Annotated in this window: 12 protein-coding genes; 10 read left to right on the forward strand and 2 right to left on the reverse strand. The window is 67.6% G+C overall.

The genetic code is table 11. The features are described from left to right. Positions 1-4: 4 nt before the first annotated feature. Positions 5-1,006 carry a LacI family DNA-binding transcriptional regulator gene (locus ACI3KU_RS11485; RefSeq protein WP_404922449.1) on the forward strand — a complete coding sequence of 334 codons (1,002 nt, stop codon included), beginning with the start codon at positions 5-7 and terminating at the stop codon, positions 1,004-1,006. 307 nt (positions 1,007-1,313) lie between these two features. On the opposite strand, the gene ACI3KU_RS11490 is transcribed toward ACI3KU_RS11485, so the two are convergent. Continuing rightward, positions 1,314-1,664 (reverse strand): VOC family protein, encoded by a 351-nt coding sequence (locus ACI3KU_RS11490; protein WP_404922450.1) that lies wholly within the window; start codon positions 1,662-1,664, stop codon positions 1,314-1,316. Positions 1,665-1,780: 116 nt separating this feature from the next. Between ACI3KU_RS11490 and ACI3KU_RS11495 the strand changes: the two genes are divergently transcribed. Continuing rightward, complete coding sequence (locus tag ACI3KU_RS11495) at positions 1,781-3,304, forward strand: DUF222 domain-containing protein (RefSeq protein ID WP_404922451.1); 1,524 nt, start codon at positions 1,781-1,783, stop codon at positions 3,302-3,304. Positions 3,305-3,399: 95 nt separating this feature from the next. Here ACI3KU_RS11495 and ACI3KU_RS11500 read toward each other — a convergent pair whose 3' ends face one another. After that, the gene (locus ACI3KU_RS11500; RefSeq protein ID WP_404922452.1) at positions 3,400-4,506 is read right to left on the reverse strand and encodes a VanZ family protein; all 1,107 of its coding nucleotides are present in this window, start codon (positions 4,504-4,506) and stop codon (positions 3,400-3,402) included. Between the two features lie 189 nt (positions 4,507-4,695). On the opposite strand from ACI3KU_RS11500, the gene ACI3KU_RS11505 reads away from it, so the two are divergent. The 8 genes from ACI3KU_RS11505 (at position 4,696) to kdpC (ending at position 14,721) form a co-directional block, all read left to right on the forward strand. Continuing rightward, positions 4,696-6,780 (forward strand): APC family permease, encoded by a 2,085-nt coding sequence (locus ACI3KU_RS11505; RefSeq protein WP_404922453.1) that lies wholly within the window; start codon positions 4,696-4,698, stop codon positions 6,778-6,780. 303 nt (positions 6,781-7,083) lie between these two features. Next, on the forward strand, positions 7,084-7,371 hold the full coding sequence (locus ACI3KU_RS11510; protein ID WP_404922454.1) for a hypothetical protein: 288 nt from the start codon (positions 7,084-7,086) through the stop codon (positions 7,369-7,371). A 31-nt stretch (positions 7,372-7,402) separates the two neighbouring features. Continuing rightward, complete coding sequence (locus tag ACI3KU_RS11515; RefSeq protein WP_404922455.1) at positions 7,403-8,419, forward strand: hypothetical protein; 1,017 nt, start codon at positions 7,403-7,405, stop codon at positions 8,417-8,419. Next, positions 8,416-9,693 (forward strand): hypothetical protein, encoded by a 1,278-nt coding sequence (locus ACI3KU_RS11520; protein WP_404922456.1) that lies wholly within the window; start codon positions 8,416-8,418, stop codon positions 9,691-9,693. The genes ACI3KU_RS11515 and ACI3KU_RS11520 overlap by 4 nt, the downstream gene beginning before the upstream one ends. A gap of 381 nt (positions 9,694-10,074) precedes the next feature. Next, a complete protein-coding gene (locus ACI3KU_RS11525; protein WP_404922457.1) occupies positions 10,075-10,164 on the forward strand; it encodes a potassium-transporting ATPase subunit F in 90 nt (29 codons plus the stop codon). Positions 10,165-10,210: 46 nt separating this feature from the next. Then, the gene (gene kdpA, locus ACI3KU_RS11530) at positions 10,211-11,887 is read left to right on the forward strand and encodes a potassium-transporting ATPase subunit KdpA (RefSeq protein WP_404922458.1); all 1,677 of its coding nucleotides are present in this window, start codon (positions 10,211-10,213) and stop codon (positions 11,885-11,887) included. Between the two features lie 77 nt (positions 11,888-11,964). Further along, a complete protein-coding gene (gene kdpB / locus ACI3KU_RS11535; protein ID WP_404922459.1) occupies positions 11,965-14,085 on the forward strand; it encodes a potassium-transporting ATPase subunit KdpB in 2,121 nt (706 codons plus the stop codon). A gap of 63 nt (positions 14,086-14,148) precedes the next feature. After that, entirely contained in the window at positions 14,149-14,721 is a 573-nt protein-coding gene (kdpC, locus tag ACI3KU_RS11540; protein WP_404922460.1) for a K(+)-transporting ATPase subunit C, read from the forward strand. The last annotated feature ends 40 nt before the right edge of the window (positions 14,722-14,761 follow it).

A 14,761-nucleotide genomic window follows, 5' to 3' on the forward strand; every position in this document is an offset into this window, starting at 1 on the left:
TCCTATGGCAGCCGCGAAGCGCGTGACCATCACGGATATCGCCCGCATCGCGAGGGTTTCGCCGGGGGCGGTCTCGTTCGCGCTCAATGGCAAACCGGGCGTCAGCGAGGAGACCCGGGAGCGGATCCTTCAGGTCGCGCGAGAGCAGCAGTGGCAGCCTTCTCACGTGGCGCGATCCCTGGTGGGCGCGCGGGCGAACGCGGTGGGCCTCGCACTCAACCGGCCGGCGCGATCACTCGGCACGGAGGCGTTCTTCACGGACCTCATCGCCGGCATCCAGTCGGGGCTGAGCGACGCGCGGATCGGTCTGCACCTGCAACTGGTGTCGAGCCTGGAGGAGGAGCTCGAGATCCATCGACAGTGGCATGCCTCGCGTCAGGTGGACGGGGTTCTCGTCATCGATCCGCTGGGCGACGATCCCCGTATCGACGCGCTCCGCGAGCTCCAGATGCCCACGATCCTGGTGGGTTCGCACGTCGCCGTGCCATCGGCGCTGTGGGTGGATGACACGGAGACGGCGAGCACCCTGTTCGGTCACCTCCGTGGTCTCGGGCACTCGCACATCGCGTATGTTGCCGGGCCCGCGGTGCTCCAGCACACGCGGCTACGCGCACGGGTTCTCGGGGGTCAGGTGATCCACACGGACTTCTCTCCGGGGATGGCCGCAGAGCAGACTCGTCGCCTGCTGAACGGGGATGACCGTCCGACCGCCATCGTCTACGACAACGATGTGATGGCCGTCGCGGGCCTGCGGGCGGTGCAGGAGATGGGGGTGGGCGTTCCCGCCGACGTGTCGCTGGCGAGTTTCGATGACTCGGTCATCGCGGGACTAGTGCGTCCGTCGATCACCGCGATGACGCGCGACACCTTTGAGCTCGGCGACCGGTCTGCGCGGCTGCTGGTGCGCCAGATCGCGAGTGACGTGGTACTGCCGGGTGAGGCCGGGCCCGCGCCCGTGCTCACGGTGCGCGAGAGCACAGGACGACCCGGAACTGTCAGCGGTTGAACGGCCCCCAGTGGTCGCGCAGAGTCTGGGGGTCATGTTCCCAGACAGTTCGCGTGGCTTCCAACCAGGTGGCGTTCGTCCCGTTCGCGGTAAGCGGGGGAACGACGTGGGCATCCGAGAGATGATGGCGGATGACGGCGACCGGAACATCGAGTTCTGCCGCCGTTTCCTCCCGGGGTCAGCTCGTCCTCGTCAGCTTCAAGGACGGCGAGATGGAGAACCCGCTCCTCCAACGCGGCGGCGAACTCAGCGCGCTCGCGAGCGACGCGATGCGCGACCACCACGCTGGCGAACGCCGAATCCTCAGTCACTCCGGGAGTTCCCACAGCTCGATGGGCAGCCCCTCAGGGTCGTGCAGGCGGGCGAATCGTCCGAATTCCGTCGCCCACTCCTCCCGCGTCTCCACCTCGATCCCCGCCGCTTCCAGGCGAGCCACCAGCGTGGACAGATCCGTCACGCGGAGGTTGAGCATGAACGGCTGGGCTGAGTCGAAGTAGCCGCTGTCCTGCGGGAACGGCGCGAAGACGGTCATGCCGGCCGACTGGGTCCAGACGGCATCCTCTCCCGCATCGATCCCGAGGTGCTCGCGATACCAGGCGGCGCGTGCCCGGGGGTCACGACTTCGGAAGAACAGACCACCGATTCCCGTCACAGTCATGGCGTCATGGTAGCGGCGTGAGGCTTGTCTCGCGGCGTACACAAGTGCGTATTGCAAGTTATCCACATCTTGTGTGCTTCGTACTTTTGTTCTAGTGACTGCGAGATCATTGAAGCATGACATTAGAACTCTTGGAAGACGTCGCGACGGACGTGCACCGGCCCGACCACGACGGCTCGTCCGGTACGCGCACCGACCCGAAGCATGCGCGCAGCTCACGAAAACGCGTCCCGCCTGACGAAGCCGACGTACAAGTGAAGCGCGCCTACGTTGAAGCGGTGGTGGCCGTGACGCGTTCACGGGCGGCCACCGATGCGCTGGAGGCCGCGCTGCTCGCCGATCTCGTAACACTGTCCGGGGCATCCGGAGCATCGTCCCATTCCGACCTGGAGTTGCGGTCGCTTGCCGCCGAGGTCGGCGCCGCGATCCACGTGAGTGATCGCACGATTCAGCGCCGCATGTCGGACGCGTATGGGCTGGTGAACGACTTTCCCGACGTCCATCGGGCGCTCGCAGAGGGGGAGATCACCGCGGCCCAAGCGCGGGTAGTCGTCGACGTCGGAGCCCCCATCGAGGTGGGCGACGCACGCGACCGCTACGTCGCGCGAGCTCTTCCCCTAGCCCGGGTGCAGTCCCCCAACCGGCTGCGCGGCATGCTGGCGCGCATAGCGGAGGAGGTGCGGGAGGTGGGCATCACGGAACGCCACCAGTCCGCGTGCGAGGCGCGCGTGGTGTGGGTCACCGACGACCCGGACGGTATGTCGACACTGCATGCGTACCTCCCGTCGGTCCTTGCGCACGGCGTGAAGAGTCGCCTGGATCAGATGGCCCACGAACTCCGGGACACTCGCGGCAAGCAGGCCCGCGGTGATGGCACGCCTGCCACTGCGGCTGGCGCCGGTGGCGGTGCTGGTGCCGACGCGATCGACACCGCCGACACCACCGACGCGGTCGATGAGCGCACGGTGGATCAGATTCGCGCGGACCTGCTTGCGGACCTCTTGCTCACCGCCACGCCGGCGAGCGAGAACACCGCCCTCGGGTCGATTCGTGCGACGATCGCCGTCACGATTCCGGTGCTCACCCTCGCCGGCCGAAGCGATGACGGGGCAGAGCTCGACGGCGCCATACCGATCGACGCCGACACCGCTCGAATCCTCGCCGGGGGCGAGCCGGGATTCGACCGGGTGCTCACTCACCCCATCACCGGGGCCGTGCTGGCGACCGATCGCTACCGCCCGACGGCTGAGATGAAACGCTTCCTCACCCATCGCGACCAACACTGCCGACACCCCGGATGCCGGGTTCCGATTCGAAACACCGACATCGACCACAACGAAGAGTGGGCCGATGGCGGCAAGACCGACATCGCCAATCTCGCCCCGTTGTGTCGCCGGCATCACACGCTGAAGACGAGCGCCGGATGGAAGATCACCCCGTACCCGGACGGTGTTCTGGAGTTCATCACCGCGCTGAAGTACCACCACACCGAGATACCCGAGCCTCGTTCGGTGGCGTTCGTGGCCTCGACCTTGCCGGAATCTGATGACGCAGCCGACACCAGCGACCGCACTAACAACGATCGCACTGACAATGACAGACAGAGGAACGCCACGGACGACGGCGTGCCGCCATGGTGACCTCGCGGGCTGTCGGCGGTGCAGTAAAGCTGAACGCGTGCTGCTCTGACAGGAATTCGTGCCGCTCTGCAGCGCGATCCCCTCGTGTGCGAGGTCTACTGGGGGATCCGCGAGGGCCGTGTCTCGCTGCGGCGCCGATTCTCCGCACGGAGCGGTCCCGATTCCCGCGCATCCACAAGCGGCCGACCCATGAGGAGGCCCGGAAGACCGCGGCCGTCCGTGGTGAACGTGAGAATCAGGGTCACGAGCCAGAACGCGCCGGAGAGCAGCTCCCCCGCGCCAGGGATCATCGCCAGCAGCGCGGCACCGGAGATGCCAGACAGCAGGCGCAGCACGCGCGATGGAAACTCCTTCCCCGGGCCTCGGTATGCCAGCTGCACGCTGTGATCTCCGACGGATCGGCCGGTTGCCAGGATCAAGACAGTCCAGAGCGCGAGGGGCAGCAGATTGGCGACAGTGGACGAGATCAGCGTCTGCTCTGTCGTGGGACGTCCGCCCGTGAGCAGGGAGAACGCGAGCTGCATGACGACGGCGACGCCCGCGCCGATCACCCAGAACGACAGAGCGTCGCAGACCATCGCCAGCAGGCGACGCCCGCGAGTCACGGGCCGCGGCTGATCGGCGCCCGGCAGCTCCGTGCCGCCACGCAGGCGCGCCGGGATCACCAGACCGATTACCGCGCCGACGAACGCGCCGGACGTGTTGGTGATCAGGTCCGAGACGTCGAAGAACCGGTAGGCACAGGAGTAGATCCTCCAGACGCCCGTCAATTGGGTCAACTCGATGAACAGCGAAACGACAAACCCCACGGTGGTGGCCAGCACGATTCCCCGACCGGCCAGCACACGGGTGAAGAAGCCGAGCGGGACGAACAACAGCACGTTCAGCGCCAGCTGCAGCACGGCTGCGCTGAGCAGGACGTTTCCGCCCTCACCGATCGCCTTCTGCACGTCGTGCACCGCGTCCATCGGATTCAGGATCGCCTCGGCACAGTACTCGATCGGACCATCGGGCAACGGCAGCAGCGTGTACGTCCAGATCGCCCAGAAATACACCAGCGCTGCCGACCACAGCAGGAACATCCCCGCCGTCAGCCGACCCCGACGGCGATACACCCGCGCGACAAACGGGACGAAGAGAAGGATGCCGAGCAGTCCGCCCGCCCCCAATGCGATGAATCCGGAAAGAAGGTGATTGCTCATGACGTATCCATCCTCCCCGGCCCGCCTCCCTTCCGCGTCGTCCCCGCGAGGGAGCCTCCTCCTCCCCGCGGCGTATCCGCGCATCGACATCCGCGCCGCACGTCCCCGCCGCCCTCCGGCGTCAGGATCTCGTGAGGATTCCCGGAAATACGCATCACGAGCCGTCAGGAACGCGTAGGTTCTACGTCCGTGGTGAATGACACGCGCGATCCCGCCAGTCCCCGTCCCAGTGCCAAGCGCTGGATCCTCGGGGAGCCCTTGACGTCGAAGCAGGCGGACGATCAGCTGCTGCCGAAGAAGCTCGCGCTGCCCATCTTCGCCTCCGACGCGCTGAGCTCGGTCGCCTATGCCCCGCAGGAGATCATGATGATCCTGCTGCTGGGTGGCGCCGCCTTCCTCTCCTTCGCCCCGTGGGTCGCGGCGGCGGTCGTGCTGCTGCTCGTCGTGGTCGTCCTCAGCTACCGTCAGCTGATCCGGGCGTACCCGTCGGGTGGAGGCGACTACGAGGTGGCCTCCAAGAACATCGGTGAGCGAGCCGGCGTCGTGGTGGCTGCAGCGCTGCTCGTTGACTATGTCCTCACGGTGGCGGTTTCGGTCGCGTCCGGTGTCGACAACATCATCTCCGCCCTCCCCGCGCTGAACTCCTGGCGGGTCGGGCTCGCGATCGGGTTCGTGGTGTTGATCATCCTGATGAACCTCCGCGGTGTGCGCGAAGCCTCGTCGGTCTTCGCGGTGCCGACATACGTGTTCATCGGCTCGGTCGCGGTGATGGTCGTCGTCGGTCTCGCTCGCACGGTCGCCGGTGATGCCCCCGTTGCCTCCAGCGCCGACTACACCTCTCAGGTGCACTCACTGACCAACGCCGCCGTGGTGCTGCTGGTGCTGCGCGCATTCTCGTCGGGCTGTTCGGCCCTCACCGGTGTGGAGGCGGTCTCCAACGGAGTCCAGGCATTCCGGCGCCCCAAGATCCGCAACGCCCAGACCACCCTCGCCATCATGGGAACGATCGCGGCATGCCTGTTCGCAGGCCTCGTCGCGCTCGCCCTGATCAGCGGCATCCACTATGCCGAGAATCCCTGCGATCTGCAGGGATTCGACTGCACGCAGCCGCAGCCGAGCCTCATCGCGCAGCTTGCGGCCGCGGTCTTCGGCGGCGGGTCCATCCCGTTCTTCATCATTCAGGCGGCCACCGCCTGCGTGCTGCTCCTCGCCGCCAACACGGCGTTCAACGGCTTCCCGCTGCTCGGTGCCGTGCTCGCCCGTGACGGCTACGCACCGAAGGCTCTGAACACCCGCGGCGACCGCCTCGTCTTCAGCAACGGCATGATCCTCCTCGGCATCGGGGCGATCGCCATCCTCCTCGTGTTCCAGGCCAACCTGACCACACTGATCCAGCTCTACATCATCGGGGTGTTCGTATCGTTCACCCTCGGCCAGATCGGCATGGTGCGACACTGGCGCCGCGTGCTGCGCGAGATGCGGGAAGATCTGCCGGAAGGCAGCGAACATCAGCGCAGCACCGACTTCACTCGCCACGAGGCCGTCAAGGGTCTCATCATCAACTCCGCCGGTGCCACGATGACCACGCTCGTGCTGCTCATCGTGACCGTCACGAAGTTCACGCACGGTGCCTGGCTGGTGTTCCTCGCGATTCCGGTGCTGACGATCCTGATGATCGGCGTGAATCGCTACTACCGCGACGTGGAGGCGGAGATCACCGTGACCGACGTGCCGCACTTCGGAGCGCAGGGCGACGTGGCGATCGTGCTGGTGAATCGCGTACAGAAGCCGGTGCTCAAAGCTCTCGACTATGCGCTTGCCGCCAACCACCGCACGCTGCTCGCCGTACACGTCTCCGCAGATGCCGCGGAAACCGACGCGCTGCTTGCCGAATGGGAGCGCATGCGGATGCCCGTCCCGCTCACGGTCATCGAATCGCCCTACCGCTTCTATGCCGCCCCGGTGGCGATCTTCATCAAGCAGTTCCGCGAGAAGCACGGCCCCTCGGTGGTGACGGTGTACCTGCCGCAGTACATCGTCGGGCACTGGTGGGAGAGCGTGCTCCACAACCGCAGGGCGAAGCGCATGGCACAGCAGCTGATGCTGGTCCATGGCGTCACGATCACGCTCGTGCCGTGGCTGCTGGACTCGTCGGAGATCATCTACGGCCGCCGCTCCCGCGTGATGCCCGGCCAGGAGCGCTCCGGTCACCTCTCCCCCGCCGGCGCGGCGCGTCGTGCCACGCGCGCTGGCGGTCCGCCGGATCACAGTTGAAAGACTCGTCACGCTCGAGACTCGAGCACTCGAAACTCATCACGCTCGAAACTCATCACGCTCGAGACTCATCACCGCATTCGTGAACAGCACCGTCCGGCTGACACTCGCGCTCGCTCGAAACTCGAGCACTCGAGCACTCGAGACTCATCACGCTCGAAACTCATCACCGCATTCGTGAACAGCACCGTCCGGCTGACACTCGCGCTCGCTCGAGACTCATCCCCGCATTCGTGAACCTTTTGCGTGGGAGCGGACATCTCATCCACAGGGGGTCGATTTTTCTGAGGATGAGGACTGGACATGGCACATACCCTTCGCCACCCCGCCACGATCATGCTGCTCTCCGGCCTTGCTGTTCTCGGCCTCGCGCTGTGTTGTCTGGGCGGGAGCGTCGCCTTCACCGCCATCGCGTCGGATGCGGCCGCCGCTGAGCCACCCGCGGCAGCGATCATCTGCGTGATCGTCGGCGCGGTCGCCTTTGCTATCGGCGTGATCGGTGCGTGCATCGCCACCGTGACGTCCCGCCGCGTAACCCGGCCGAGGCGTGAGATCGCGCCCGATCGCGGAATGTCGGACCCCTCTGCGTAGGATGTGAGCGTCAGAGGCGAAGGGGATCGCGATGATGCCGAATCAGGGAGCACCGGCACCGGGGTTCTTCCCCGGCGCGCCTGTCGATCCACGCGGCAGCCATCAGCGCCCGCTGCGCTTCGGGGGGCTCGGCCTGCTGTCGGGGCCGGTGAAGCGACGCGGACCCCGTGGATCCACTGTCGCGACCGCCATCGCCACCGTCCTTGTCGTGCTGGCAGGGTGCGGCGGGATGTGGGCGGCGTCGGCCACCGCCCGCGCCAACATGCTGCCCGGCGCCCCGGTCGAAGATGTCGCGACCACGCTCGGTGAGCATCTCGACGCCGATGGCGACGCATGGACAGGCGACCTCGTGCCGACGCTGGCCGCGCAGTTCACTGATGCGGGTTCGCGGCCCGGCGTCGGGGATGCAGCAGCGTTAGACGCTCTTGGCGTCACACGCAGCACAGAGATCACGGTGGCTCCCTGGCGCGCGGACGGCGACCTAATCGACAAGGACCGTTCCGCCGACGTGTCTGACGCGTACCTCGCCACCACACTCGCGTTCGCCGACGGATCCAGTACCGTCCTCAACGCCCAGGGCGTGTTCGTTCGGGCGTTCTTCTACGACGGCTCCTCGAAGCCGGAGCAGTCCCGCGTCGGCGAAGACCCCACAGCTGTTGCCCCCTGGGCGCTGGGGTCGCTGGTCGCCTCGGGGCCGCAGTCTTCTGTCGTCGCCGAGAACGAGAGCTGCGCCGATCCGATGAAGGCCATGGTCGCGCTCTCGACCGTGGCGCGCACGACGGGCACGCTCGCGTCGACGTGCGCCCTCGGCGGATCCGATGTCGCCGTCGCGGCCGGGGTAGACGCCGCCGCCGTCGCGGCCTCCTTCCCCGTCCTCGGCGACTATTCCGAACTCGCCCAGATCCCGGCACTGCCCGGGGAGGAGGCGGAAGACGTCGGTCTCGTGCAGTACCGATTCACGGCCGGCGAGCAGAACCTCGTCGCGGTGCTCGTCAGCACCCAGGACTTCGGGTGGGCGTTCGTGGGTATCGCCGGGGCACAGTCATGAAGGGCGGCGCGAAGGTTGTGTGGGCCGGCGCAGGCGTCGTGGCGTTGGCCATCGCCGGCGCGTTCACCGCCATCACCTGGCCGCATGAGGTGAAGGTCGGCACGGTTGCCGAGGTGCCGGGCACCGTCGCCACCCAGCCGCCGCTGCTCCCCGAGCGCGACTCGTCGAACGAAGGACAGCACCAGACCATCTGGGACGGGATGAACCAGGCGATGCTGGCGAAAGATCGCGCGGCGTTCCTCTCCCACACCACGGGGGAGGCCACCACACAGCTGTCCACCTGGTGGGACGGCACCAGCACCATCGGCTGGGACGTGGCTGCGATCTCGCCCTGGGACGACTACACCGTGATCCTCGGCGCCCAGCTCGCCTTCGCCGCCCACCCGGAACGCGGCAGCGGCACCGACGACGCCGGCCTCCAGCTGATTCAGGGGTTCTACTACGACGTCGAGTGGGACGGCGACCTGATCTCGTCGATCACGCCGTATATGGAGCCCATGCCGTGGGACGAAGGGCCGCTGTACGCAGCCCGCTCGGAACACGTGGTGCTGTTCGGCGCCGCCGATGAGCAGGGCCTGGTCGACGCCAACCTCGCGCAGGCCGAAGCGTCCGCGCAGCTGGCACTCAACGAAGTCCGCAAGCTCGGCGGGGACGTTCCCATGGACGGATTCGTGGCCGCGATCACCGACGACTCCTCCCGACTGTCGCGCTGGCAGTTCGGTGCGGGCCAGCAGTGGGACATGGACGTGGCCGGGTTCGCCATGCCCACCTACCGCCCACCGTCCGCAGCGCCCTGGCTGGATCCGCGCATCGCCACCGGCGACGCCAGCAGCGGCACCATCGTGGCAGTCGGCCCGCTGAGCGTCGACCAGCGGCCCGAGACCTTCACCCATGAGTTCCTGCACGCCCTGCACCTGACCGCGGCGCCCACCAGCGCAAGCCAGCCGTCGGTCGCGGTCATGGAGGGCTTCGCGGAGTGGGCCACCGCCGACTCCGGCGCCGATGAGTTCACCTACCGCCGTCCCGACGTCAAAGACGCCGTGGCCAGCGCGGGAACCGGCGCCTTCTCCGATGACGCCCTTCGTGCCTCAGACGCCTGGCTGGGTTACGGCGCCGCCGGCTCCGTCTACGGCTTCGTGCAGGCGAACGGCGGCGACGCCTGGCGGCTCGCGGTCGATGCGCAGCGCTCGGGCGAGGATCTCTTCACCGTCGCACAGCGACAGAACCCTGCCCTGACCCCGGAGGCCTGGCAGGCCTGGGTCGCCGCACAGTAGAACCACCGAAGCAGGCAGGAGAACCACCGCGGCAGGCAGGAGAGCCAACGCGGCAGGCAGGAGAACCACCGCGGCAGGCAGGAGAGCCAACGCGGCAGGCAGGAGAGCCAACGCGGCAGGCAGGAGAGCCAACGCGGCAGGCAGGAGAACCACCGCGGCGGAAAGCCCGACGGAAACTCCGCGTTCCGTGAGGGCGGCGTCAGGGAACCGCACGCCGCTGTGTGGATTCCGTGAGGGCCCAGTGCACCGTGCATGAGCGGGCGGAAGCATCGAAGCATCCGTTCCGATTCGAAGGAAGATCATGCTCGATGTCTTCTCCGTCCTGCTGACGATCGCGTGCTTCGTGCTCGTCGCCCTGATCGCGCGACTGGTGGAGAAACGATGATCGCCCTCACGGTGATCGCCGCCGTCCTCGCCGCCGCCGCGCTCGTCTACCTCGTCATCGCGCTGTGGAAGCCGGAGCGCTTCTGATGGAACCGTCCGCCCCGATTCCCCTCTCTCCTACGGAGCTCGCCTGATGCCCGCCACCGTCGCCGCACTCTTGCAGGCGCTCGCCCTCGTTCTTCTTCTCGTCGTCACCCACCGCCCCATGGGAGACCTGCTCGCACGGGTCTACCTGGGCCGCCGCCACCTGCGCATCGAACGCGGCACCTACAAGCTGCTCGGCGTGGACGGCGATGCCCAGCAGTCCTGGCCGATGTACCTCCGCGGGGTGCTCGCATTCTCCGTCGTCGGCATGCTGCTGGTCTACCTCCTGCAGCGCACCCAGCAGTGGCTGCCCGCCTCGCTGGGCCTACCCGCCGTGCCCGAACCCGTTGCCTTCAACACCGCCGCGTCGTTCGTCGCCAACACGAACTGGCAGTCCTACTCCCCGGAAGTGACCGTCGGCTTCGTGGTCCAGGCGTGCGGCCTCGCCGTGCAGAACTTCGTGTCCGCTGCCGTCGGCATCGCCGTGGCGGTCGCCCTCGTGCGCGGATTCGCCGCTCGCGGCACCGGAGTGATCGGCAACTTCTGGGTCGATCTGATCCGCGGGGCCTACCGGGTGCTGCTGCCGATCTCCGTGATCGGGGCAACGATTCTCATCGCAGGTGGGGTGATCGAGAACCTCACTGAAGTCACGACGGCGCAGACGCTCGCTGGCGCAACGCAGTCCATCCCGGGCGGACCGGTCGCCTCGCAAGAGGTCATCAAACTCCTCGGCACCAACGGCGGCGGCTACTTCAACGCCAACTCCGCGCACCCATTCGAGAACCCGGCGCCGTGGACCAACCTCTTCCAGTGCTTCCTGATTCTCCTCATCCCCTTCGCGCTCCCCCGCACCTTCGGTGTGATGGTCGGCGACCGTCGCCAGGGCTACGCCATCACCGCGGCGATGGCCACCATCTTCGTGGGCTCGCTTGTCGCCCTCTCGCTGCTGGAGTCGGGTGCAGCAGGCACCGCACCGCAACTCGCCGGAGCAGCGATGGAAGGCAAGGAGACCCGGTTCGGTATCTTCGGCTCTGCTCTCTTCTCCTCTGCGTCCACGCTGACATCCACCGGTGCGGTCAACGCGATGCATGACTCGTACACGGCGCTCGGCGGCATGATGCCGATGCTGAACATGATGCTCGGGGAGATCGCACCGGGCGGTGTCGGATCCGGCCTATACGGGATGCTCGTGATCGCCGTGATCGCGGTGTTCGTCGGCGGACTTCTCATCGGCCGTACGCCGGAGTATCTCGGCAAGCGCCTCGGGCCCCAGGAAGTCACCCTCGCGAGCCTCTACATCCTTGTCGTCCCGACACTCGTGCTGGCCGGCACCGCGCTCAGCTACGCGATCCCCGGCGCGCGTGAGGAGATCACCGGCTCGGCAGTCCTGAACCCCGGACCGCACGGTCTCAGTGAGGTGCTGTACGCGTTTACCTCCGCCGCGAACAACAACGGCTCCGCGTTCGCCGGTCTGACCGCATCGGGGCCGTGGCTCGCCAACGCGCTGGGTGTCGCGATGCTGCTCGGCCGCTTCATCCCGATCGTGTTCGTCCTCGCTCTCGCCGGAGCACTCGCGACGCAGTCCCCCGCGCCCGCGACCGTCGGAACGCTGCCGACTCACCGGCCGCTCTTCATCGGGCTGCTGATCGGTGTGGCCGTGATCGTCACCGCACTCACCTACTTCCCCGTGCTCGCGCTGGGACCACTCGCAGAAGGACTGGCGTGACATGACGCGTCGTCCCCCCGAGTTCTGTTCCCCCTCCCTCGCAGCACGCACTCCCCTCATAGAAGGACTCTCCTGACATGGCTGTGATCACCGATCACCCCACCGCAACGCCGCGCACAGCGCCGGCACGAACATTCAGCGTGCAGCAGTTGCGCGCCGCGCTTCCGGGCACCTTCCGACGACTCGACCCGCGTACGCAGTGGCGCAACCCCGTGCTGATGCTGGTCTGGGTGGGCGCCGCCTTCACCACCGTGCTGGCGATCGCCGAACCGTTCCTCGGCGGCGACGGGCCCGCGGGTTTCACCGCGGGCATCGCCGTCTGGCTCTGGCTCACCGTGCTGTTCGCGAACCTCGCCGAATCCGTCGCCGAGGGTCGCGGCAAGGCGCAGGCCGACAGCCTGCGACGCACCCGCGCCACCACCACCGCTCGACGCGTGGTGTCTCCGGATGCCGCTGATCCCGGTGCCTTCGCCACCACGATCACGGAGGTGGCTTCCACCGATCTTCGCGTGGGTGACCGCGTGGTCGTCGAGGCGGGCGAGCTGATCCCGGGCGACGGCGACGTGGAGTGGGGCATCGCCACCGTCGACGAATCCGCGATCACCGGTGAATCCGCTCCCGTCGTGCGCGAATCGGGCGGCGACCGCTCTGCCGTCACCGGCGGCACCCGCGTGCTGAGCGACCGCATCGTGGTGCGCATCACCGCGCAGCCCGGCGAGACCTTCGTCGATCGGATGATCGCTCTGGTCGAAGGCGCCGCACGCCAGCGCACACCCAACGAGATCGCGCTGAACATCCTGCTGGCCAGCCTCTCGTTCGTGTTCGTGGTGGTGGTCATGACGCTGAACCCGATCGCCTCTGCCGTCACCTCTCCGGTGTCGCTCGCGGTGCTGATCGCGCTGCTCGTGTGCCTCATCCCCACCACAATCGGCGCGCTGCTGAGCGCCATCGGCATCGCCGGAATGGACCGTCTGGTCCAGCGCAACGTGCTGGCGATGTCGGGTCGCGCCGTCGAGGCAGCCGGCGATGTCACCACGCTGCTGCTCGACAAGACCGGCACGATCACCTACGGCAACCGTCGTGCCGTGCGTTTCCTCCCGCTGCCCGGCATCGCGGAGGAGGACCTCATCCGCACCGCCGCGCTCAGCTCCCTCGCCGATCCCACTCCCGAGGGCTCGTCGGTGGTCGCTCTCGCGGAGCAGCTCGGCGTGCGCGCCGAGGAGGACGGTGACGCGGTGATCGTCCCGTTCACCGCGCAGACCCGCATGAGCGGTCTGGATCTGCCCGACGGCACCCGCATCCGCAAGGGCGCCGGCTCCGCGGTGCGCACCTGGCTGACGACCGAAGGCGTGTCCCTCTCTGCCACGGCTGACGCGGCGCTCACCGAGCACACCGACGCGATCGCCTCCGACGGTGGCACCCCGCTGGCTGTCGCCGTGCTGCGCGCAGACGGCTCCGGCGACGTGCTCGGCGTGATCCACCTCAAAGACGTCGTGAAGGAGGGACTGCGCGAGCGGTTCGACGAGCTGCGGGCCATGGGCATCCGCACCGTGATGATCACGGGCGACAACCCGCTCACCGCGCGTGCCATCGCACGGGAGGCCGGCGTGGACGACGTCCTGGCCGAGGCGACGCCCGAGAACAAGCTGGAGCTGATCCGAAAGGAGCAGCAGGGCGGCCGCATGGTGGCGATGACCGGCGACGGCACCAACGACGCCCCCGCTCTTGCCCAGGCAGACGTCGGTATGGCTATGAACACCGGCACCTCGGCGGCGAAGGAGGCGGGCAACATGATCGATCTGGACTCCGATCCCACCAAGCTGATCGACATCGTCCGCATCGGCAAGCAGCTGCTCATCACCCGGGGTGCGCTCACTACGTTCTCGCTGGCCAACGACATCGCGAAGTACTTCGCGATCATCCCCGCCCTGTTCATGACCGCCTTCCCCGGCCTTGCCGCGCTGAACGTCATGGGACTGCATTCGCCGGCCTCCGCCGTGCTGTCGGCGATCATCTTCAACGCGATCATCATCGTGATCCTGATCCCGCTGGCCCTGCGCGGAGTGCGCTACCGGCCCGCGAGCGCCGCGTCCCTCCTCGGTCGGAACCTGCTCGTCTACGGGCTCGGCGGGCTGATCGCGCCGTTCATCGGGATCAAGCTGATCGACCTCGTCGTCAGCCTCATCCCCGGCTTCTGACCATCGCCCGATCCCCCGCTTCCTGACACTCGCCACTCACGATTTCTGACCGGAGATCCGTTCATGTCCCTTCGCACCACTATCCGCACCCATGCCACCGCGGTTCGCGCGATGCTCGTCCTCACCGTCATCCTCGGACTCGCCTACCCCGCCCTCATGCTGCTCGTCGGGTTGGCGATGCCCTCGCAGGCGAGCGGCTCGCTCGTGCGGGATGACGACGGCACGGTCGTCGGGTCCACGCTCATCGGCCAATCCTTCGCCGATGATGCGGGTGAGCCGCTGCCGCAGTACTTCCAGTCACGTCCGTCCGCGTCGAACTACGACGCGCTCGCGTCGGGTGGCAGCAACCTCGGCCCCGAGAACCCGGAACTGGCCGACGCGATCCGGGAACGGCAGGCGACCGGGGCCACCGCGCCCGACGCGCTGACCGCATCCGGATCCGGCCTCGATCCCGACATCTCGCCGCAGAACGCGCTCACCCAGGTGCCTACTGTGGCCGCCGCGCGCGGGCTCGATGAGTCGGTCGTACGCGACCTCGTGCGGTCTATGATCAGGCCGAGGGACCTCGGATTCCTTGGCGAGGAGCGCGTGAATGTTCTCGAGCTCAACCGGGCGCTGGATGCGTCGGCACGATAGCGGAGGACAACGCATGGAGCGGGGAAACCTGCGGGTCCCG

Origin of the sequence: Microbacterium sp. ZW T5_56 (assembly GCF_044987425.1) — a bacterium.
Lineage (GTDB): Bacteria > Actinomycetota > Actinomycetes > Actinomycetales > Microbacteriaceae > Microbacterium.